Origin of the sequence: Streptomyces sp. 3211.6, assembly GCF_003634815.1 — a bacterium.
Lineage (GTDB): Bacteria > Actinomycetota > Actinomycetes > Streptomycetales > Streptomycetaceae > Streptomyces > Streptomyces katrae_A.
The window spans coordinates 3,096,690-3,118,232 of the sequence record NZ_RBXC01000001.1 but is presented as its reverse complement, the minus strand read 5'-3'; the positions used below and the strand labels follow the sequence as shown (position 1 = coordinate 3,118,232).

The 21,543-nt window shown below is 74.3% G+C and carries 16 protein-coding genes and 2 tRNA genes; 9 read left to right on the top strand and 9 right to left on the bottom strand.

Features of this window, described 5'->3' with window-relative positions; genetic code table 11:
* Positions 1 to 1,371 precede the first annotated feature (1,371 nt).
* From BX286_RS37000 to BX286_RS14240, 5 genes are all read left to right on the top strand, one after another.
* Positions 1,372 to 3,003 carry an SPFH domain-containing protein gene (locus BX286_RS37000; protein ID WP_261993420.1) on the top strand — a complete coding sequence of 544 codons (1,632 nt, stop codon included), beginning with the start codon at positions 1,372 to 1,374 and terminating at the stop codon, positions 3,001 to 3,003.
* 364 nt (positions 3,004 to 3,367) lie between these two features.
* Positions 3,368 to 3,988, top strand: coding sequence for a lytic polysaccharide monooxygenase (locus tag BX286_RS14255; protein WP_121015076.1), 621 nt, complete (start codon positions 3,368 to 3,370; stop codon positions 3,986 to 3,988).
* Between the two features lie 26 nt (positions 3,989 to 4,014).
* A complete protein-coding gene (locus BX286_RS14250) occupies positions 4,015 to 5,841 on the top strand; it encodes an AMP-binding protein (RefSeq protein ID WP_121015075.1) in 1,827 nt (608 codons plus the stop codon).
* A gap of 50 nt (positions 5,842 to 5,891) precedes the next feature.
* Positions 5,892 to 6,620, top strand: a complete 729-nt coding sequence (locus BX286_RS14245; RefSeq protein ID WP_148710270.1) for a hypothetical protein — start codon at positions 5,892 to 5,894, stop codon at positions 6,618 to 6,620.
* A gap of 59 nt (positions 6,621 to 6,679) precedes the next feature.
* Positions 6,680 to 6,753, top strand: a tRNA-Lys gene (locus tag BX286_RS14240).
* Positions 6,754 to 6,892: 139 nt separating this feature from the next.
* Here the strand turns inward: BX286_RS14240 and BX286_RS14235 are convergent.
* Positions 6,893 to 7,651: an IclR family transcriptional regulator gene (locus BX286_RS14235; RefSeq protein WP_121015073.1), complete on the bottom strand. Its 759-nt coding sequence runs from the start codon at positions 7,649 to 7,651 to the stop codon at positions 6,893 to 6,895.
* A gap of 121 nt (positions 7,652 to 7,772) precedes the next feature.
* Here BX286_RS14235 and BX286_RS14230 point away from each other — a divergent pair, with 121 nt between their 5' ends.
* Both BX286_RS14230 and BX286_RS14225 read left to right on the top strand, forming a co-directional pair.
* Complete coding sequence (locus BX286_RS14230; RefSeq protein ID WP_261993419.1) at positions 7,773 to 9,095, top strand: LLM class flavin-dependent oxidoreductase; 1,323 nt, start codon at positions 7,773 to 7,775, stop codon at positions 9,093 to 9,095.
* Between the two features lie 276 nt (positions 9,096 to 9,371).
* Entirely contained in the window at positions 9,372 to 11,063 is a 1,692-nt protein-coding gene (locus BX286_RS14225) for a glycosyl hydrolase family 18 protein (protein WP_121015072.1), read from the top strand.
* Between the two features lie 96 nt (positions 11,064 to 11,159).
* Here BX286_RS14225 and BX286_RS14220 read toward each other — a convergent pair whose 3' ends face one another.
* Complete coding sequence (locus tag BX286_RS14220; RefSeq protein ID WP_187344138.1) at positions 11,160 to 13,115, bottom strand: EAL domain-containing protein; 1,956 nt, start codon at positions 13,113 to 13,115, stop codon at positions 11,160 to 11,162.
* Positions 13,116 to 13,481: 366 nt separating this feature from the next.
* Between BX286_RS14220 and BX286_RS14215 the strand changes: the two genes are divergently transcribed.
* Positions 13,482 to 14,723: a M6 family metalloprotease domain-containing protein gene (locus BX286_RS14215; RefSeq protein WP_100863609.1), complete on the top strand. Its 1,242-nt coding sequence runs from the start codon at positions 13,482 to 13,484 to the stop codon at positions 14,721 to 14,723.
* 73 nt (positions 14,724 to 14,796) lie between these two features.
* Here BX286_RS14215 and BX286_RS14210 read toward each other — a convergent pair.
* From BX286_RS14210 to BX286_RS14195, 4 genes are all read right to left on the bottom strand, one after another.
* Positions 14,797 to 14,870 (bottom strand) — tRNA-Lys (locus tag BX286_RS14210).
* Positions 14,861 to 15,466 (bottom strand): bifunctional DNA primase/polymerase, encoded by a 606-nt coding sequence (locus BX286_RS14205; RefSeq protein ID WP_107438258.1) that lies wholly within the window; start codon positions 15,464 to 15,466, stop codon positions 14,861 to 14,863. Before BX286_RS14205 ends, BX286_RS14210 begins: the two co-directional genes overlap by 10 nt.
* 235 nt (positions 15,467 to 15,701) lie before the next feature.
* The gene (locus tag BX286_RS14200; protein WP_079427186.1) at positions 15,702 to 16,046 is read right to left on the bottom strand and encodes a hypothetical protein; all 345 of its coding nucleotides are present in this window, start codon (positions 16,044 to 16,046) and stop codon (positions 15,702 to 15,704) included.
* Between the two features lie 74 nt (positions 16,047 to 16,120).
* Positions 16,121 to 16,678 carry an NADPH-dependent FMN reductase gene (locus BX286_RS14195; protein WP_121015071.1) on the bottom strand — a complete coding sequence of 186 codons (558 nt, stop codon included), beginning with the start codon at positions 16,676 to 16,678 and terminating at the stop codon, positions 16,121 to 16,123.
* Between the two features lie 136 nt (positions 16,679 to 16,814).
* Here BX286_RS14195 and BX286_RS14190 point away from each other — a divergent pair, with 136 nt between their 5' ends.
* Complete coding sequence (locus tag BX286_RS14190; protein ID WP_079427182.1) at positions 16,815 to 17,297, top strand: MarR family winged helix-turn-helix transcriptional regulator; 483 nt, start codon at positions 16,815 to 16,817, stop codon at positions 17,295 to 17,297.
* Between the two features lie 4 nt (positions 17,298 to 17,301).
* Here the strand turns inward: BX286_RS14190 and BX286_RS14185 are convergent, their stop codons facing one another.
* From BX286_RS14185 to BX286_RS14175, 3 genes are read right to left on the bottom strand one after another with little or no spacing between them, the layout of a single operon-like run.
* On the bottom strand, positions 17,302 to 18,633 hold the full coding sequence (locus BX286_RS14185) for an AAA domain-containing protein (RefSeq protein WP_100863612.1): 1,332 nt from the start codon (positions 18,631 to 18,633) through the stop codon (positions 17,302 to 17,304).
* Positions 18,630 to 20,201: a hypothetical protein gene (locus BX286_RS14180; RefSeq protein ID WP_079427178.1), complete on the bottom strand. Its 1,572-nt coding sequence runs from the start codon at positions 20,199 to 20,201 to the stop codon at positions 18,630 to 18,632. Before BX286_RS14180 ends, BX286_RS14185 begins: the two co-directional genes overlap by 4 nt.
* Positions 20,189 to 21,358: a hypothetical protein gene (locus BX286_RS14175; RefSeq protein WP_100863614.1), complete on the bottom strand. Its 1,170-nt coding sequence runs from the start codon at positions 21,356 to 21,358 to the stop codon at positions 20,189 to 20,191. The genes BX286_RS14180 and BX286_RS14175 overlap by 13 nt, the downstream gene beginning before the upstream one ends.
* Positions 21,359 to 21,543: the final 185 nt, after the last annotated feature.

Genomic DNA, 21,543 nt, shown 5'->3' with positions numbered 1-21,543 from the left:
ACGGCAGAGCGCCCGACGGGAGCCACCCGCTTCACCTCCGGCCCCGCCGCCCCGGCCCTGACGCCCCGCTCGGAGCCTCAGCCCGCCGTGTCCGCCGCTGCGGCCGCGCACCCGGCCGGGCCGGCCGTGGCGGCCGCCTCGGAGTCCTTGTCGGGGTCGACGGCTGCCAGGCACCCTGCCGGTGCGGACCTGCCGGTCCAGGTGGCGCACCCGGCCGGTGGCCCGGCGGCCCCCGTCACCGCGGAGCCCTCGACCGGTCTGGCTGCGTCCGAGGCTCCGGCCCGGCCCGCTGTCGGGGAGCCCGCGCCTTCGGCGCGCACTTCCGCCGCGTCGTCTTCGCCCAGGGGTACGGCGCCTCGGGAGTCCGCCCCCGGACACCCCGCCGCGACGGACCCGGTGGCCCACGCGGGCCGGAGTGCGGAACTTCCGTCCCACCTCGGGGAGGCCGGAGACCCGACACGTCCGCAGGCTCCGGCCCCGGCAGGGGAGGGACCCCACCCGGCCCGGGCCGGGGCGATGGCGCCCGCACGGGCCGGCACGACGCCCGACCAGGCGCCCGACCCGGTTCTCGGAACCCGCCCCGAGGCCTCAGCGGCCTCATCCCGCACGGGTCACGTCGCCCCCGTGACCTCGCCGCAACCTGGTCAGGAGGCTCCTGCGACCTCGCCGCGAGCCGGTGAGGAAGCCTCTGTGTCCCGGCTCGGTCAGCAGGCTCCTCTGTCCTCTTCCCGTGCGGGCCACGAGGGCCCCGAGCCCCCGCCCGGGGCTGGTCAGGAGATTCCTGTGTCCTCGCCCCGGGCTGGTCAGGAGGCCCGTTTGTCGTCTTCCCGTGTGGGTCAGGAGGGCCCCGTGACTTCACCCCGGACCGGTGAGGAGGCTTCTGTGTCCTCGGCCCGGGCCGGTCAGGAGGCCCGTTTGTCGTCCTTCCGCGTGGGTCAGGAGGACCCCGTGACCTCGGCCCGGGCCGGTCAGGAGGCTCCTGTGACCTCGGCGGGTCAGGAGAACCATCTGCCCTCGTCCCGCGCCGGTTACGAGGCCCCCGTGACCTCCCCCCGGACTGGTCACCCAGCCGACACCGACCCCGCCCGCGAACCCACGACCACCCCCACCCCGGCCCGGACGGCCGACCCTGCGTCGGAGTCGACTACCGCTGCCCGGACGCCTGCACCGCCGGCGGTAGCCGCGGCCGGGCGCCCCACGGAGTCGCCCGCCGGGACCCGAACCGCCCTACACGCGCCGGAGGATGCCGTCGACGAGAGGCTGAGGGTCCCGGCCCGCGCGGGTGCCGGAGAGCCGGAGCACCCGACCGCTCCGGCCCCGCGCACCGAGCCGCACCCCCACGCCCTGCGCGCGGAGCCACCGCGCCCGGCCGTGCCCGCTCCCCACGCCGAGCCGCAACCCACCACCGCCCGCCCCGACTTCCAGCCCGCCACCACCCGGACGGAGCCCCGTCCCGCCACCGCCCGCACGGAGCGGCAGCCCCGGGTCACGCCCGCCGCCCGCACCGCCCCGCAGCCCCACGCCGCCCGCGCGGAGCAGGAGCCCGCGATCGCCCCGGCCCGCACGGGCCCGCAGGGCCACGCCACCCGGGCAGAGCCCCAAGGTCCGGACGCCGCCACTGCTGGCAGCGCCGGGGACGGCCACGCCCCTCACCCGGCCCCGCAGCCCCCGGCCGAGCCGACGCCCCCCGTGCCCGAGGCCCCCACCGCGCCCCAGCACCCCGCAGGGATCCCGCATCCGCAAGGGGCCGGGGTGCCCGGGCCCGGGGTGGCCGAGGTCGTCGCGCAGGCCGTCGCGCGGGGGATCGAGGGAGGACGGGAAGGGGCACGGGGGGAGACCGCCGCAGGCCCCCTCGCACGACGCGCGCCCGTGCGCGGGGCCGCCGTTATCGAGGTTCCGGTCCATCTGCCCTTCCGGGCCCAGCCCATGACCCCCGAAACCGCGACCACGACCCGGCCCGGGACCACGGCCGGGACCGCGAACGGGACCGCGACCAAGACCGGGGCGACGACCACGACCACCACCATGGCCGGGGCCAAGACCACCGCCGCCCTCACCCCCCGCCCCGCCGAGCGTGCGGCGACGGCCGGGCGGCGGGTGCCCCGTGGGGACGAGCGGTTGCGCGAGCACCGGGGGCCCGTGCTGCCCGGGTGGATCGCCGTCGTCGTCGGCGCCCTCGCCCTCACCGGCTGCGCGGCCGTGCTGTGGCGCGCCGGGGTCGTCCCCGCCGCCCTCGTCGCCGCCTTCGGGGTGCCGCCCCGCCCCTACCACGGGCTCCGCGCCACCCACTGGCCCCCGCTCGCCTTCCTCGGCGTCGTCACCCTCCTCGCCCTCGGCGGCCTCGGCCGCGCCAGGGCCGGCCACGCCTGGGTGCTCACCCTCTTCGGCAGCTACCGCGGCACCGTCCGCCGTACCGGCCTGACCTGGATCAGCCCCCTGCTGCTGCGCCGCCGCGTGGACGTGCGGCTGCGGCACTGGCGCAGCGAGCCCATGCCCGCCGTCGACTCCGGCGGCCTTGCCCTCCAGGTGGTCGTCCAGGTCGTCTGGCAGGTCCGGGACACCGCCCGGGCCACCCTCGCCGTCGAGGACCACATCGACTACCTCGCCGAGCAGGTCGAGTCGGCCACGGCCCGCGTCCTGTCCCGGCTCCCGGCCGACGCCTTCCACGACGACGCCCCGACCCTGCGCGACGCCGAGGCCGTCGGCGAGGCGCTGACCCGGACCCTCGCCGCCGAGACCGAGGCGATCGGCATCGAGGTGTTCTCCGCGCAGCCCACCCGCATCGAGTACGCCCCGGAGGTGGCCGAGGCGATGCGCCGCCGCCGGATCGCGGCGATCGACGCCAAGCACCGTGACACCGTCCTCACCGCCGTCGTGGACGCCGTGGACGACACGGTGCACCGGCTCACCTCGCGCGGGATCGTCGAGCTGGACGACTACGAGCGCAAGGCGCTCGTGAAGGACCTCACCGTCGCCTTCTACACCGGCAGGTCCGATCAATAACCGCCACAACCGCGCTCAACAGCGCTCAAAGGGAGAACGGGTGGCCGGTAATGACCGGACCACCCGTTTTCGCATGGGGATGGACAGGGCCAACTGCCGTCAATACTGTGGGACTTGGTCTAGACCTAGCTCTCCCCACCCGTGGCCCGCCCCCGTACCCGCACCCCAGCCCCGCGCCCGCCCCCACGCAAGCGCACGCACGCACACGAGCGCACGCACACGAGCGCACGCACACGAGCGCACGCACACGAGCACGCACAAGAGCGCGCGCACCGGCAGCCGCACGACTACGCACACGGGGCAGCCGCACCACCGCGCACACGAGCCCCGCCAGGCTCTCCCCCCACACCCAAGGAGCAGCAACATGCGTCCCTTCCGCATACCCGGAATACCCGGCCGCGCCGCCGGCGCCACCGCGCTCGGCGCCGTCCTCCTCGCCGGCGCGACCCTGATCACCGCCCCCGCCGCCAGCGGCCACGGCTACACCGACACCCCCATCAGCCGCCAGAAGCTCTGCGCCAACAAGACCGTCCCCGACTGCGGCCCCATCCAGTGGGAGCCGCAGAGCGTCGAGGGCTACAAGGGCTTCCCGGCGGCCGGCCCCGCCGACGGCCAGATCTGTTCCGGCGGCCACAGCGAGTTCGCCCAGCTCGACGACCCCCGCGGCGGAACCTGGCCCGCGACCCGCGTGGCCTCCGGCCAGAGCTTCGACTTCCGCTGGCAGTTCACCGCCAACCACTCCACCACCGACTTCAAGTACTACGTCACCAAGAACGGCTGGGACCCCACCAAGCCCCTCACCCGCGCCTCCCTCGACTCCCAGCCCTTCCTCGTCGTCCCCTACAACGGCGCCCGCCCGGACATGACCACCATCCACCACGGCGCCATGCCCAGCGGCAAGACCGGCCGGCACATGATCCTCGCCGTCTGGACCGTCAACGACACCGCGATGGCCTTCTACGCCTGCTCCGACGTTCAGTTCTGACGCAACGTCAGTTACCCTCCGGCGGCATGCGGACGACGACGACCACCATCACCGACCCCGACCCCGACCCCGAACCCGACCCCGACCCCGAACCCGACCCCGCACCCGCCCCCGGAACCGTCGCGGAGCTCATCGCGCGCCAGTGGGGCGACCACCGGCCCGGGCTGAAGTACGGCGCGGAGGCCGGCCCCGGGGCCACCCGGACGCCGGCCACCGTCCTCACCCGCCACCGCACCGCCCAGGAGGCGGCCGCCCGCGCCGCGCTCCTCACCGACCTCCTGCCGCCGGGGGCGGAGCCGCACGTGGGGGTGCTGCTCGACAACACCCCCGAGTTCCCCTTCTGGCTCGGCGCGGCGGCCCTCGCCGGGGCCGCCGTCGCCGGGATCAACCCCACCCGCCGCGGCCCCGAGCTGGCCCGCGACATCCTCCACACCGACTGCCGCCTCCTCGTCACCGAGCCCGCCCACCTCCCGCTCCTGCGCGGCCTCGACCTGCCCGGCGTACGGATCCTCGTCACCGGCACCGAGGAGTACGAGGCCCTGCTCGCCCCCTACGCCGCCGCCAAGCCCGGCGAGGCCCACGTCCGCCCCGGCGGCCCCCGCCCCGACAGCCGGCTGCTCCTCTACTTCACCTCCGGCTCCACCGGCGCCCCCAAGGCCGCCATCTGCAGCCAGGGCCGCCTCGCCGCCGCGGGCCACTCCCTCGCCCGCCGGTTCCGCGTCACCCCCGACGACGTCCACTACGTCTGCATGCCCCTCTTCCACGGCAACGCCGTCATGGCCTGCTGGCTGCCCGCCGTCGTCGCCGGCGCCCCCGTCGCCCTGCGCCGCCGCTTCTCCGCCTCCGCGTTCCTGGACGACGTGCGCGGCTACGGGGCCACCTATTTCACCTACGTCGGCCGTGCCGTCCAGTACCTCCTCGCCACCGACCCGCGCCCCGACGACCGCGAGCACACCCTGCGCCTCGGCTTCGGCACCGAGGCCGGGGCCGTGGACGCGGCCCGCTTCGCCGAGCGGTTCGGGGTCCGGCTGGTCGAGGGGTACGGGGCCACCGAGGGCGGCGCCTCGATCCTGGGGGCACCTCCCGGCGGTAGCGGGGGGAACACCCCCGACACCCCGCCGGGCGCCCTCGGCCGGGCCGGCGCGGGCGACGACCTGGCCGTCGTCGATCCGGAGACGGGCCGCGAATGCCCCCCGGCCCTCCTGGACGCGCGCGGCCGCCTGCGCAACGGCGACGAGGCCATAGGCGAGCTGGTCAACCGCGGCCGCAGCCACTTCGAGGGCTACTGGCGCAACCCCGAGGCCGAGGCCGCCCGCACCCGCTCGGCGCACCCCCGGACGGAGCCCGGGGGAGGCTGGTACTGGACGGGCGACCTGTTCTTCCGGGACCCCGACGGCTTCCTCTACTTCGCGGGCCGCGCGGACGACCGGCTGCGCGTCGACAGCGAGAACCTGGCCGCCGCGATGATCGAGAACATCCTGGCCCGCTGGGAGGCCGCGACGGCCGTCGCCGTGTACGCGGTCCCGGACGAGGTGGCGGGGGACCAGGTGATGGCCGCCGTGGCCCTGCGCGAGGGCGCGTCCTTCGACCCGGGGGCCTTCGCCGCGTTCCTCGCCGCCCAGCCGGACCTGGGGACGAAGATGGCCCCGCGCTACGTGCGGATCCTCGACGCGATGCCCGTCACGGCGACGAACAAGGTCCACCGGGCCGGCCTGCGCCGGGCCGGGTTCCTGTGCCCCGAACCCGTCTGGCACCGAGTCGCCGGCGTCTACCGCCCGCTCGACGGGCCGGCCCTGGAGGCGCTGCTCTCGACGTACGAGGACCAGGGGCGCCGGGACCTGCTGGAGCGCTGAACGGAACCGGAGGCGCCGCGCGGCCCTCTTCCCTGGGGAGGGGGGTTCCCATGACGACCACACCACCCGCCACACCACCCGCAACGCCACCCGCCACACCACCCGTCACGCCGTCGGCCGCGAAGGCCTGGGCGGCCGCGGCGGCCCTGGTCCTCAGCCTGGCCCTGGCGGCCTGCGGGACGCACGTGACGGGCCGGGCGGCCCCGCCGCCCGGCCCGCTCCCGGCCGCCACGACCTGCGGCCCGGCCGTCGCGGACCTCCCGACGGAGGACCGCACCGCCACGGCCCCCGAGCCCCCCACCGACGAGGACCCGGGCACCCCCCAGCCCCCCACCGACGAGGACACGGGCACCCCCGGCCCGCCCACCGACGAGGACACGGGCACCCCTCAGCCCCCCACCGACCAGGACCCCGGCACCCCCGGCCCGCCCACCGACGGCGGTGGCGCGGCGCCCGCCGGCTCCGCCCGCCCCTGCCCGGTGGTGGACGGCTGGTACGACATGACCGGCGACCTCGGCGCCTACTACGCCCGCCACCGCACCCGCGCCGACTCGCTCATGCCGCCCGGCAGCCTCAAGGAGGTCCGGGTCCGCAAGACGGGCGGGACCTCCGAGGCCCGGGTCGTCTTCACCACCGGCTCCGTCGGCAAGGGCCTCGGCGAGGACGCCCGCCGGGTCGCGCAGGTCTTCGCGGACTGGCGCCACGAGGTCTACGGGGACACCGGCACCGTCCGGGTCCGCACCCCCGACGGGACCGAGATCGCGGCCCTCTCCTGGTGACCGCGCGGATCTGGTTTGGAGCACCCCTCGGGACCAGGTAGTATTTTCTCTGTCAGCAAGCGCCGCTAGCTCAGTTGGTTAGAGCAGCTGACTCTTAATCAGCGGGTCCGGGGTTCGAGTCCCTGGCGGCGCACCTGATCTTCGGGCGGTTTCCGGTTCACCGGGAACCGCCCGAAGTGCTTTCCGAACCGGGGTGGCAGGCCCCCGGGTCACGCAACCCACAGCGCGCAGCACCCCACGCCACGCCCTCCCCGCCCCCGTCCGCCCGTCCCTCAGAGCGTGAGCGACAGCAGCAGTGGCGCGGCCTTCCGGTTCAGCTCGTCGGCGGCGGCGCGCAGCCGGTGCGCGTGCTCGACGGGCATGGACAGGGCCAGGCAGCCCACGGCCGCCCCGGCCGTGATCGGCACCGCCGCGCAGACCGTGCCCACGGCGTACTCCTGGAGGTCCAGCACGGGCACGGTGGCCGGCTGGCTGTCCAGCTTCGAGAACAGGATCCGCTCGTTCACGATCGTCTTCGACGTCAGCCGGGCGATCTTGTGCCGGGACAGGTGGTCGCGCCGCCCGTTCTGGTCGAGCTGGGTGAGCAGGCACTTGCCGACCGCGCTGGCGTGCGCCGCCGAGCGGAAGTCGACCCACTCGTGCACCTTGGGGGTGCGCGGACTGTCCGCGAACTGGGTGATCCGGACCTCGCCGTCCACGTAGCGGCTGATGTAGACGGCCACGCCCACCGAGTCGCGCAGCCGGTCCAGGGTGTCCTGGAGCTTCTCCTGGAGGGCTTGCTGGCGGTCGGACCCGGACCCGAGCAGGACGAGGGAGTCCCCTATGGCGTAGGCGCCGTCGGAGACCTGGAGCACGTACCCTTCCCGGCGCAGCATGAGCAGCATCGGGGTGAGATGGACCGCGGGCAGGCCGGTCTCACGCGCGATCTGTACGTCGGTCACACCGCCGGTGTGCCGCGAGATCGTTTCGAGTACGCGCAGGGCGTACTGCACCGAGTGGAACGGCGCGGTCGGCTCGGGCTTCAGCGCCACGGTTTCCCCCTACCAGGTTGTTACCGCTTGCTCTACCACGATAGCCATCAAGGAGCCCGTGTGGAGCGTCTGTTGAGGAGATTGATGGCTTAATCAAGCTCCTCTGGCCTGGTCTATTCGCGTGGCATATGCCACGGTCATGGACCTGTGCCGTCTGCCGGGAATGCCCGGCGGCCGCTCCCCGTTCCCCTTCTCCGTACGGGCGCCCGGCGGGGCGTACCAGCCGGACGGAACGGGAGCGACGACGATGAGCGACACCGAGGCCACGGGCCCTGGGGCAACGGCCCCCGAGGGTACGGGAGCCGCTGCCACGGGACCCCACGCCACGGGACCCCACGCCACGGGACCCACCGCCCCCGCCGCGCCGGAAGCCGCCGCGGCCGGCCCCGTCCGCGGGGTCGTCCGGGGTTCGGCGCCGGTGCCACTGTCCGTCCTCGACCTGGTCACCGTCGGCAGCGGCAGCACCGCCCGCGCCTCCCTGCGCACCAGCGTGGAGATATCCCGGCTCGCCGAGTCCCGCGGCTACCACCGCCACTGGGTCGCCGAGCACCACTCCATGCCCGGGGTCGCCAGCTCCTCCCCGGCGGTGATCCTGGCCCACCTCGCCGCGCACACCTCCCGCATCCGCCTCGGCTCGGGCGGGGTCATGCTGCCCAACCACGCGCCGCTGGCCGTCGCCGAGCAGTTCGGCACCCTCGAAGCCCTGGCCCCGGGCCGGGTCGACCTCGGGCTGGGCCGGGCGCCGGGCACCGACCCCCGCACGGCCGCCGCGCTGCGCGGGCCCGGACGGCTGGACGAGGCGGCGGACGAGTTCCCCCGGCGGCTCGCGGAACTGACCCGCTTCCTCGACGACGACTTCCCCGACGGGCACCCGTACGCCCGCGTGCACGCCGTGCCCGGCCCGGTGCAGGGGCCCGCCGCCCGGCCCCCGATCTGGCTCCTGGGCTCGTCCGGTTTCAGCGCCCGCCTGGCGGGGGAGCTCGGACTGCCGTTCGCCTACGCCCACCACTTCTCCGCCGCCGGCACCCTGCCCGCCCTGGACCTCTACCGGCAGAGCTTCCGGCCCTCGGCCGTGCTGGACGCCCCGTACGCCCTGATCGGGGTGTCGGCGCTCGCCGCCGACACCGGCGCACAGGCCCGCGCGCAGGTGCTCACCGGCGCACTGTCGATGCTCCGGCTGCGCAGCGGCCGGCCCGGGCTGGTCCCGACGCCGGAGGAGGCGGCCGCGTACCCGTTCTCGCCGCTGGAGCGGGAGTTCGTGGACGGCTGGCTCGCGAACATCGTCCACGGCACCCCCGACGAGGTCCGCTCGGGCCTCGACGCGCTGGTGGAGCGGACGGGCGCGGACGAGCTGATGCTGACCGCGAACGCGCACGGCGGGGCGGCCCGGCTGCGCTCGTACGAGCTCGTCGCAGATGCGTACAGCATGCCCGTGACCGCCTAGTTCCGGGCTCGATTCCAACCGGACGCAGGAGAACGGGGTTTGGCTGGTTTGTTGCCGAAAGCTTGCCGGAGCGTGACCTAAGGCATCCTTAAACCGCTCGTCACCCGGGGTGGCGGGCGGTTCCTGCTGTGCGCCCGTGCCTCTGACGAGGGGATTTACCGGCTCAGTGGTCTAGTCCTTATTTGGTCCAAACCATTGACTGGGGTGTGTCGTGATCGCTATCACTTCTCTCACCCGAAGCTGATGCCCTCCCCCCCCACCCCCCGGAGGCAGTTCATGCACATCCGTAAACCCCTCGTCGCGGCCGCCGCCACGGCCGCGCTGGCGGCCGGGGCACTGGCCGCCTTCGCGGGAATCGGCACCGCCCAGGCCGCCGCCACGGCCACCGCCTCCGGAACCGCCGCCGGCGGCGTGCGGATCGCCTACTACGACCAGTGGAGCGTGTACGGCAACGCGTTCTACCCCAAGCACCTGGACACCCGGGGCATCGCGGGCAAGCTCGACGTCATCAACTACTCGTTCGGCAACATCCACCCCACCGACCTCACCTGTTTCGAGGCGAACAAGGCGGCCGGGGACGACAACAACCCCAACGCCGGTGACGGGGCGGGCGACTCGTACGCCGACTACAGCAAGTCCTTCGGCGCGGCCGACAGCGTCAGCGGGGTCGCCGACAAGTGGGACCAGCCGATCGTGGGCGTCTTCAACCAGTTCAAGCAGCTGAAGGCGAAGTACCCCAACCTGAAGATCAACATATCGATCGGCGGCTGGACCTACTCCAAGTACTTCAGCGACGCGGCGAAGACCGACGCCTCCCGCAAGAAGTTCGTGTCCTCCTGCATCGACCAGTACATCAAGGGCAACCTCCCCAAGGCCGACGGCTACGGCGGCCCCGGCGCGGCGGCCGGCATCTTCGACGGCATCGACATCGACTGGGAGTACCCGGGCTCCTCCGGCGGCCACCTCGGCAACCACTACGCCCCCGAGGACAAGCAGAACTTCACCCTGCTGCTCAAGGAGTTCCGCGACCAGCTCGACGCCTACGGCCAGGCCAACGGCGGCAAGAAGTACCTGCTGACCGCGGCCCTCCCGGCCGGCCAGGACAAGATCAAGTACATCGAGACGGACAAGATCGGTTCGTACCTCGACTACGCGAACATCATGACGTACGACATGCACGGCGCCTGGGACGGCGACGGGCCGACCTACCACCAGTCCCCGCTGCTGGACTCGCCCGCCGACCCGACCGACCCGATCGCGCCCGGCACCCAGAAGTACGGCATCAAGAACGCCATCGACTCCTGGCTCGACGGCAACCCGGCCTACGGCATCGCGGGCGGCTTCCCCGCGAACAAGCTGACCCTGGGCTACGAGTTCTACTACCGCGGCTGGAAGGGCGTCCCCGCCGGCACCGCCAACGGCCTCGCCCAGACCGCCACCGGCCCCTCGGGCGCCCGCCCCACCTCCCAGCAGGCCGGCATCGCCAACTACAAGGAACTCGGCGGCATCGTCGACAACCCGGCCACCACCTTCTGGGACGACCAGGCCAAGGCCTCGTACTTCTACAAGGACGGCGAGTTCTTCACCGGCCTGAACCAGAAGTCCATCCAGGCCCGGGTCGACTACGGCAAGAGCCGCGGCCTGGCCGGCGCGATGATGTACTCCCTGCTCGGCCTGGACGACAAGACCACCCTGCTGAACCAGATCAACGACGCCCTCGGCGGCGCCACCACGCCCCCCACCACCCCGCCGACGACGCCGCCCACCACCCCGCCCACGACGCCCCCGACCACCCCGCCCGGCACCGGCTGCGGCAGCACCCCGGCGTACGTCGCGGGCCAGGTCTACACCGGCGGCAGCGAGGTCGCGTACAACGGCCACAAGTGGAAGGCCCAGTGGTGGACGCAGAACGAGGTGCCCGGCACCACCGGTGAATGGGGCGTCTGGAAGGACCTCGGCGCCTGCTGATCCCCCCACCCGGCGCCGAGCGCCGGCCGCCCCCGCGCCCCTCCCGGGCCGGGGGCGGCCGTGCGCCCGGCGCCACCGGCCCGGGAGGGGCGCCCCTCAGAGCCCGGAGACGTCCGGACGGGCGCTGATCATCTCGGCGATCCGCTCCGGGGCCACCGCGCGCGAGTACAGCCAGCCCTGACCGGTGTCGCACCCCACCCGCCGCAGCCGGGCCGCCTGGCCGGCGGTCTCCACGCACTCGGCGGTCACCGTCAGCCCCAGCCGGTGCGCCAGCTGCACCAGGGCCTCCACGATCGTCTCGTCGGCCGGGTTCGGATGCGTGCCCTCCTCGTAGCGGAAGCCGCGCACGAAGGACCCGTCCAGCTTGAGCACCGACACCGGCAGCCGCGACAGGTAGGCCAGGTTCGAGTACCCGGTGCCGAAGTCGTCGATCGCGATCCGCACGCCCATGTCGCTGAGCGCCTGGAGGGCCTGCAGGGGCCGCCCCGCCGAACCCATCACCGCGGACTCCGTCAGCTCCAGCTGGAGCAGCTGCGGGGCCAGCCCCGTCTCGGCGAGGATCTCCGCGACGTCGCCCACCAGGTCCGAGTCCCACACCTGGCGCACGGCCACGTTCACCGACACGAACACCGGGGAGTCGCTGGGCTGCTCGATCTGCCAGCGCCGCGCCTGCCGGCAGGCCGTACGCAGCACCCACTGGCCCAGCTGCACGATCGACCCGTCCTCCTCGGCGATCCCGATGAACCGATTCGGCGTCAACGTCCCGAACTGCGGGTGGTTCCAGCGCACCAGGGCCTCCACCCCGCGCACCACCCCGCTCTCCAGGTCCACCAGCGGCTGGTACTCCAGCTCGAACTCGCCGCCCTCCACGGCCGGGCGCAGCGAGCTCGACAGGGCCTGCCGGGTCATCCGGTGCGCGTTGCGCTCGGGGTCGAAGAGGGTCCAGCGGGCCTTGCCGTCGGCCTTCGCCCAGTACAGGGTCGTGTCGGCCGCCTGCATCAGGCCCGTCGCCGAGGTCCCGGCCGCGTCCCGCTCCACCACGCCGATCGACGCGGACACCGAGAGCCGCTGCCCGGCCAGGTCGAAGGGCTCCTGGACGGCGGCCAGCACGCTGCGCGCGAGCTCGGCGAGCTGTTCGGTGCCGGTGGAGTCCTCCACCAGCAGCGCGAACTCGTCGCCGCCGAGCCGGGCCACGAGGTGCCCGCCCGAACGCCCGTACCCGGACTGGTCGGCGCACTGCGTCAGCCGGGCCGCGACGGCGGTGAGCAGCCGGTCTCCGACCCGGTGGCCCAGGGTGTCGTTGACGGCCTTGAACCCGTCGAGGTCCAGGTAGCACAGGCCGATCCGGCCCGTCCCGCCGCTGCCGTACGCGGAGGACTCCAGGGCCGCCGAAAGCCGCTCGAAGAAGAGCGCCCGGTTGGGCAGGCGGGTCACCGGGTCGTGCATCTGGAGGTGGCGGAGCCGGGCCTGGAGGTCGCGCCGGTCGCTGATGTCGGCGACGGACAGCAGGACGTCCGGCGTGCCGGGCACGGGGCCCAGGGTGACCTCGGTCCACAGCGAGTGCCCGTCGGGGTGTTTGAGGCGGCGGGTGCAGCGCAGCCGGGCCTGCCGTCCGCGCAGCACCTCCTGGTAGGCCTGCCAGGTGCGGGCCTCGGCGGCCAGGTCCACCAGGTCGGCGGCGCACTGCCCGGTGAGCTCGTGCGGCTCGCTGCCCAGCAGGGCGGCCAGCGCCCGGTTGGCGGCGATGACGTCGCCGCCGCGGCCGACGAGGGCCATGGCGAGGTGGGCCGCGTCGAAGGCGGCCCGGTAGTCGCGGGCTTCGCCCGCCGCCGCACTGCCGATCACCCCGGCCGCCCTGACGTCGGTGCCGGTGCCGGTGCCGGTTCCGATGCCGGCGTCGGCCCTGGCGGTGTCGCCGGCCGGGGCAGCGGCCGCGAGCCGTGACGACGGCGCGGACATGCCCGGCACGGCCGGCACTGCTGGGTGACGCTCCGTAAGGGCCGATCGGATGCTGTCGGCTGCCGAACCGGTTCCGTCTGAGCTTCCGTTCACCCTTGGCTCCCGCAGTGTTCGTGAGTGTCGGTGCAGGAAAGTGTGCCGATCATAGAGGCTGCCGGAGGCCCTATCCAGCGGCGTCGCCGTGTGGGGCACGGGCCGTCGCCGTGCTGACGTCCCGTCGGCCGGTCTCTGACGCCCCGTCGGCCGTCGGTGGATGACCGATTCCGCACGCCCGTGAGCGCACCGGGTCCAGGTCTGATCCCGGGTGACCGGTCGTGACGTTCCGTAAGTATGTGCGTGAACCCCGGAGGTCACCAGCTTGCCGTAGTGCTCACTCGTGTGGGGCAGGGGAACCGCGCATAAGTAAGACAATCGCCTCAAGGTGGATGGAACAGGACGAATCCACTACCGGAGGTCGATGTGCCGCGACAGCTGACACCCGGGGGAGTGGACCGCTCCCGCTTGCGAAGTACGGCGGCCATCCTCACCTCGATGACGGCGCTCGCCGCCATGTCGCTCGTCGCGGGACCCGCCGTGGCCGCGAGCCCCGCCACCGGCGGGCCCTGCGCACTGACCCGCACGGCCGCACACCACTCCCTCGGCCTGGACACCTGGAACCGGGCCTACCCCAAGCCGGTGCGCACCCTCAACGCGGTGATGGTCTTCCTCTCCTTCCCCGACCACCAGACCGCCGTCACCCCCCGGGAACTGGCCGCCGACTACTTCCCGGCGACCAGCGACTTCTTCGAGCGGGCCTCCTACGGCCGCTTCCGGCTGGTCCCGCACCCGCAGCAGCAGTGGGTCCGGATGCCCCGCCCGTCGACCGCGTACGGGATACAGCGCGACTGGGCCCCGGACGCCCGGGCCGCCTACCTGCGGGACGCGGTGGCCGCCGCCGACCCGTCGGTGGACTTCAGCCGGTACGACATCGTGTACTTCGTCGCCGACCCCAACGCCCCGGGCGTGGACTCCGACGCCACCAAGGTCGTCAACTTCGACCGCCCCCTGCGCGCCGACGGCACCGACCTCAGGCGGATCGTCACCGTCTTCGAGCGGCACCCGCCCGACCGCAACGTGCTGGCGCACGAGACCGGGCACGTCTTCGACCTGCCCGACCTCTACCACCGCCCGACGGACGGCAAGGGCGACTGGGACACGTACGTCGGCGACTGGGACGTCATGGGCAGCCAGTTCGGGATGGCCCCGGACCTGTTCGGATGGCAGAAGTGGAAGCTGGGCTGGCTGGACGCCTCCCAGGTCGACTGCGTGCGCTCCGGCACCTCCCTGCACACCCTCCAGCCGCTCTCGCAGCCCCTGCAGCCCGGAGCCACGGGCGGCACCCGCCTCGCGGTGATCCGTACGGGCCCCGGCAGCGCCATCGCGGTCGAGGCGCGCGGCTCCGCCGGCAACGACGGGGACACCTGCACGGAGGGGGTCCTGGTCTACCGGGTCCACAACGAGGCGGCCTCGGGCGGCGGCCCCATCGAGGTGCTGGACGGCCACCCGCGCACGGAGGCCTGCTGGGACCGCTCGGTGTACCCGCCGCTGGCGGACGCGCCGCTGGAGGTGGGGGAGACCTTCACCGTGCCGGGGGAGCGGATCACCATCGAGGTGGCGGACCGGACACCGTCGGGGGCGTACACGGTGAAGATCACGACCTGACGCCGCGCCCGCCCCGGGACGCCCGGACACGAAGAAGGCCCCCACTCGATGAGTGGGGGCCTTCTCCCGTCTGTGCGCCGCCAGGGACTCGAACCCCGGACCCGCTGATTAAGAGTCAGCTGCTCTAACCAACTGAGCTAGCGGCGCTTGCTGACGTCGTAGACATTAGCATCCGGATCCGCCGAACCAAAAATCGATACCGGGGCCGGACCCCGTGCGGCGTGCAGGAACGCCCACAGCAGGCAGTCCGGACCGGGCAGCCAGGGCATCCGCGTGTCCGGCGCCACCAGCCACCGGGAGGGCCCGGAACCGGGTCGCAGCGGAGGCACGGTCACGGCGTCGCCGTGACCGTGGCACAGGGGCGCCGGGGCCGGTGCGGTCGGCCCCCACTCCTCCCAGGCGAGCAGCGCGGGGAGCCGGTGGGCCGTCCCGGGCGAGGCGAAGAGCAGCATCCGCCCCCGGTGCACGGCGGCCGGCCCCGACCCGGGCCCGCGCTCCCAGAGCAGGTCGAGCATGCGCCGGCCGAGCACGAGCGGAACGTTGACGACGTCGAAGGCGGTCCCGCACGGCAGCACGGCGTGAGCGTCGGGCCGCCCCTCCCACACGGCGAGGGTGCTCCCCGGCTGCGCCGAAGCGGAGGCCAGCCAGGCGGCGCCCTGCGGGGTGACCTGCGTGGCGGGCGCGGTACGCGCGTCGATGCCGTCGAGGGCGGTGCAGCCGGTGGCCGTCGTCAGGATCGTCATATGCCAATGTCTACCGCGCGTAGTGTGTCGGTTCCCACGAGTTACCGAAAACCGGGACAGGAGGGGGGTAGGTGCGGTATTTTGCGCGGCGCTCGGGGCGGGCCATCGCCCCCTCGAGGGGCCGGGGGCGGGCCGGTGTTTGCCCACCCACCTCGCGGCGGTCCCGGCCTTCCCGGCTCCGGTCGGCATTCCGGCACCGCCGGGCGGGAGCACCCCCCCACCACCCCCCGCGGGGTCAGGACTCCGGTGGGGTGCCGCGTTGGAGGTCTTCGCCGAATTCGATCATGCGGCGGGCGTAGTCCTCGGTCCATTCCGCCGCCTCGGCGATCGCGGACGGGGAGAGGCGGTCGAAGCGGCGGGGGTCGGCCAGCTGGGCCGCCGCCAGGGCCTGGAACTCCTCCGCCCGGTTCTGCGCGGCCCGGAAGGCCAGCGTCAGCTCGGTCGCGCGCGCCAGCAGCTCCCGCGGATCCTCGATCGACTCCAGGTCGAAGAAGTGCTCCGGGTCCGCGACGGCTTCCGAGGGCTCGAAGAGCAGCGGTGCCGGCCGCTGCCTCCGCTCGGTCCGCTCGGGCTCTGCCATGCGTGTCCTCCTGCGCGTACGAAATTCCTCCGGGCCACCCTCCATTGTCCAACGCCTGGCAAGGGTGCCGGGCGTCACGCCGTCGCGGGCTCCTTCACCAGCGCCGCGATGTCGTCGAGCACGCCCGACACCTCGGCCGTCAGGCCCTCCGGCGCGGCGAAGCCGTCGGCGCCGAGCAGGCCGAGGACGCCGGGGACCGCCACCGAGCGGGCCGCGGGCACCATGCCGACCTGGGTGAGCACCGGCAGCAGCATCTCGGCGGCCGGGGCGCCGCCCGTGCCGCCCGCGCTGTAGCTGACGATGCCGACCGGCTTGCCCTGCCACTCGCGGTAGAGGAAGTCGACGGCGTTCTTGAAGGGGGCGGTGAAGCCGCCGTTGTACATCGGCAGGACGAACACGAACGCCTCGGCGGAGTCGATGAGCGCGCTCCAGTCGAGGGTGTGCCGGTGGACGTAGTTGCCGCTGGAGGGGAACTCCGGCTCGTCCAGGAACGGCAGGGCGACCTCGGCGAGGTCGACCGGGGTCACCTCGAAGGAGCCGTGCTCGCGGGCGAGGTCGGCCACCCAGCGGGCGAGGGGGCCGCCGGCGGAGGTGGGGCGGTGCGCGGCGTAGATGACGTGCAGGCGGGTCATGACGTGAACTCCCGTTCGGTGCGGAGGTGATGGTGCGCACGGAGTCTTGTTGTTGACGTGTCATATAGACAACTCGACGGTGCGTGATGTGTCAACTAGGTAGGTGATGTGTCACCAAACTGGTTAGTCTGCTCCCATGACCGAAGTGCCCGAGTCCGCCCACCCCCGCTGGCTCACCGAGTCCGAGCAGGACGCCTGGTACGCCTGGCGTCGGATGTTCCCCCTCGTCAACGCCGAGATCGCCCGCGACCTCCAGCAGGACAGCGCGCTCTCCGAAGCCGACTACGACGTCCTGTCGGTGCTCGGCTCCACCGACGGCCACCGCATGCGCATCACCGCGCTCGCCTGCCTGATGAGCTGGTCCCGCAGCCGGCTGTCCCATCAGCTCACCCGCATGGAACAGCGCGGCCTGGTGCGCCGCGAGGAGGTCGCCTCCGACGGCCGGGGCGCGGAAGTGGTGCTCACCGGCGCCGGGGTGGACGCGATCACCGAGGCGGCCCCGCGCCACGTCGCATCCGTACGCCGCCACCTGATCGACATCCTGACGCCCGATCAGCTGCGCACCTTCGCCGAGGTCGGCGAAACCCTCCGCCGGAACTTCGGCGCCACCCGCAAGTAGGCGCCTACGGCCGCCAGGCCACGCGGTGTTCGGCGAGGTGGGACAGGACCGAGTGGTTGGCCTCCCAGCCGTCCGGGAACTTGATCGTCGCGCCCAGCTGGACCGGTTCCGTGGACGGGTGGTCGTCCAGGAGTTCCGCGATGCCCGCCCGGGCCACCACCACGCAGGCGTGCCGGTGGCGGGAAGCCAGGACGCAGAGGCGGCCCGTCTCCAGGTGGAAGGCGGTCGCGTCGGGGCGGCCCGACAGGGGGTGGAGGACCACCGTGAGGTCGTACTCGCGGCCCTGGAGGCGGTTCGCGGTGTCCACCGTGACGCCCGTGACGCCGAGGGCGCCCAGAGCCGTGCGGACCGCCGCCGCCTGGTCGCGGTGCGCGGTGCCCACCGCGATGCGGGACGCGGTCAGGGGCGCGGGGGCCGGGGAGCGCTCGTCCGAGGTGACCGCCCCGCGGTCCAGGGCGCGGCGGACCACCAGGGCCACCGCCCCCACCGCCTCCGGGTCGGTGCGCGGGGTGTGCCGGGCGGGGAGCTCCAGCAGGCCCCAGCCCGCCTCGGCCGCCTCGTCCAGGACCCGGTCCGGGCCGGAGCCGTCCGACGGGACCCCGTACGCGAGCCGCCGCTCGCCCGGGCCGGTGCCGCTGCGGAACTGCGAGTACGGGTAGAAGGCGCGCGAGACCAGCGGCGCGGCCGTCGCCGGGAGCCGCCACGACACCGGGAGCCGGTGCTGCGGCAGTTGGGGGTTGTGGGCGAGGAGGGTGCTCACCGCCGAGGCGGAGGGGTCGTAGGACAGCCCGGCCCACTGCTCCGCGCCGACCACGCTGAACGGGTCCAGCTGCCCCGGGTCGCCCACGAACAGGGCCCGCTCGAACAGCCCGGCCACGGCGAGCAGCGCGTCGGAGCGCATCTGGTACGCCTCGTCCACGATCGCGTGCTCCCAGGGCTCCGCCTTCACGTAAGCCCACTTCGCGGCCGTGGAGATGGTGACGGGCAGTTCGGCCAGGTCGGCCGGTCTGGCGGAGAGGGTGACCGACGGCAGGTCGCGCAGGGCCGGGTCGTAGGCGTCGGCGTCGCTGCTGTGCAGTCGGCCGACCTTCAGCTCCGGGTCCTTCTCGGCGAGCCGCAGCACCAGGTCGTCGACCTGCGCGTTGGTCTGTGCGACCACCATCAGCCGGCGCCCGGCGGCGGCCAGCTCCCGGGCCGCGCGCACCACCAGTGTCGACTTGCCGGCCCCGGGCGGGGAGTCGACGACCACGCCCCGCTCGGTGCCGTGCAGGGTGTCGTGGAGGATGGCGGCGGTCGCCCGGTCGGCGGCCGCGCCCGGGTCGAAGGCGGTGGTCACAGGAGGTCCTCGTCGGTCACGGCGTCCAGGGCGGGGGCGGTCGCGGATCCCGGCGGGCCGCCGTGCGTCCACGGGGTGTTCTCCGGGTCGGGCAGCTTCGGTCCGCCGCGCGCGTCGTGCTCGAACAGGGTCCAGCACACCCGGTCGCCCTTCTCCGGCACCGAGCCCGCCGCCGGTTCCCGGCCCGCGCCCATCTTGTCGAGGACCCGCAGCAGCAGCCGGCCGTCCTCCGCGCGGCCGACGAACTCGAAGGCCTGCTGGCGGCCGTCCAGGGAGCGGAACACCTTGCCGCCGCCTTCGTCCGCGAGCTGCGGCCGGTCGTCGGTGGCCACCGTCAGCAGCGGGCGCGGGCGGGGCCGCTTGCCCTCGGTCCACTCCATCGTCACCTCGGTGACCTCACCGGCGAAGGCCTCGCCCGCGAACCGCCGCTCCGCCATGACGAGGGGGTCGTCCAGGGCCTCCTGGGCGTCGAGGCGTACCTGTTCGGTCTCCCGCGTGGCGAGCTTCTGGGCCGCCGTCACCGCGTCGTCGCGGCGCGGCTGCGGCGGTTCGCCCGCGCGGACCCGGTCGCGGTGGCCGGTGAAGGACCAGCGGTCGCGGGTCCAGCGCTCCTCGGTCCGCTCGCCGGGCGGCAGGGTGCGCAGCAGGTCGATCGCCTCCCACGTCTGCCACCAGGTGTTCTCCATCTGCCCCAGCACCAGCCGCCGGACCGCCCGCTCGGCGAGCCGCGCGGTGTCCCCGTCGCGGGGCTCGCCCGCCGCGCGCGCCGCGTCGAACTTCGCGATCGCCGGGGCCAGCAGCCGGTTGTCGAAGGCGGGGTCGGTGGCCGGGCCGGCCGGCGGGCACAGCAACTGTCCGTCCTGGTCCCGGCCGAGCTCCATCCGCAGCGCCCACTCGGCGCCGCGGACGCCCTCGGGCGGGGCGATCCAGGCCAGCAGGGAGCCCAGGTGCTGGTCCTCCAGGCTGCTCTGGCCGGTCGCCCAGTGCCGGGAGAGCAGGTCGGTGGCGGCCAGCAGCATGGAGGAGCCGGGCACCCGGGAGCGTTCGGCGAGGTGGGTGAGCCAGCGGCCCAGCAGCGGGACCCGGGAGGGCGCCGGGTACGGGTTCTCGGGGTCCTCCTCGGCGGTCCGGCGGAACCGCATCGAGCGGCCCAGCAGCCGTACGTACTCGATGCCTGCCCGGCTCGGTACGACGATCTGCGGCGCGTCCACGCACAGTTCGGCCTCGACCTTGGTCCTGCGGCCGGTCTCCGGGTCGGTCTCGGACCGCTCGGCGGGCTCGACGACGTCCTCGTAGGCCTCGATGTAGGGCATCAGCAGCCGTGCCAGCTCGCCGAGGAACTCCCAGCGCAGGTCCCGGTCGCGGGGCTGCGGTATGACGAGGATCCGCGGCTCGTTCCGGTCGGTGCCCAGCATCGCCCCGAGCGGGGCCCCGGCCTCACCGGCGGTGGTCAGCGGTACGAGGACCAGCGGCTCGGCGCCCAGGTGGCGGTGGCGTACGGTCGCCAGCGGCCGGGCGCGGCCCGCGCGGACCGCCTCCAGCCGGGCGAGGGTGCTCAGCAGGGGCATTCGGGGGTCTCCGGGGCCTGGTACGGGGGGCGGGCGGCGGCCTGCTCCAGGGCTTCGGCGCGCAGCCGGGCCGCCCGGCGCAGCGCGTCCGCGGTGGGGTCGCCGTCGGGGCCCGCGCCGGAGGCGGCCGCGAGGGCTTCCTCGACGCCGGCCAGCCCGCCCAGCTCACCGCGTACGGACCGGCCGAGCGCGGCGGGCTCCCCGGCGGCGCGGGAGCGCTCGCGGCAGTGGAAGGCCAGCTCGCAGGCGGCCAGGCACTCGGGGGCGTAGGCGGCGGAGACCGCGGCGACGGCCTCGGTCAGTTCCTCGGCGGGGCGGGCGGGGTCGAAGCAGAGCCCGTCGGGCAGGCCGGCGGCCAGGTCCTCGATCCGGGTCAGCCGCTCCAGCTGGCGGCGGGTGACGGCCCGTTCGCGGCGGACGTCCACGGGTTCGGCGGTGGGCAGGTTGGAGAAGTCCTTGGGGCAGACCAGCAGGATCCGGTGGTCCACCTCGGCCCCGGACAGCTTCGCGGCGGTCTGCTCCAGGGCCAGCACGTAGACGGCGGCCTGCCGGGCGGCGGCGCCCACCTTCGCGGCGTCGGCGGCTCCGTCGATCATCGGGAACGACTTGATCTCCACGACGGTCCAGCGGCCGTCGGGGTGCACCACGACGGCGTCCGGTTCCAGGTAGGCGGGGGTGCCCGCCACCTCCAGGGCCAGCATCGGATGGTCCAGCAGGGTCCACGTCCGCGCGGCGGTGGCCTCCCGCAGGGCCAGCGCGGTCCGGGCGGCCCGGCCCTCCGGTCCGGCGGCGGTGAGGTCGGGCACCCGGGCGCCGGACCCGGGCGGCTCGGCCCCTGCGCCGAGGCGGGCGTGCACCAGGCGCAGCAGTTCGGCTCCGCCGTCGCCCTTGACCTTGGCCTCGAAGGAGTTCCCGCGGATGATCGCGAACTGCGACTGGCCGAAAGCCGCCGGTGTGCCGAGGGCCGCGGCCAGGGCCGTCTTGTCCACTCCGGCGCCGTCGAGGAGCGCCCGTCTGCCGCAGCCCGGGTTCGCGGCGAGCGCGGCGAGCGCCCGGGCGTCGAGCGGACGGGGCGGCACGGCGGGGCCGCGCAGGTCAGCGAGCCGCTGCCGCAGTGTCGTCGTCTGGGGCGGGCCGCTGGGCGGGTAGGAGCTCACGGGCGGAAGTGTCCCATCCGCCACTGACAATCGTGGACCTACGGCCGAAACGGACCGGTTCTCGCCGTCGCGGCCGGCCGTACGCGCGGAACCGGGCCATCGCCGGGCGGGCGGAGTCGCCCCCCGTTCTCGTCGGCGATGATGGTGGGACGACGGATTCGCGCATGCCAGGGCGAACCACCACG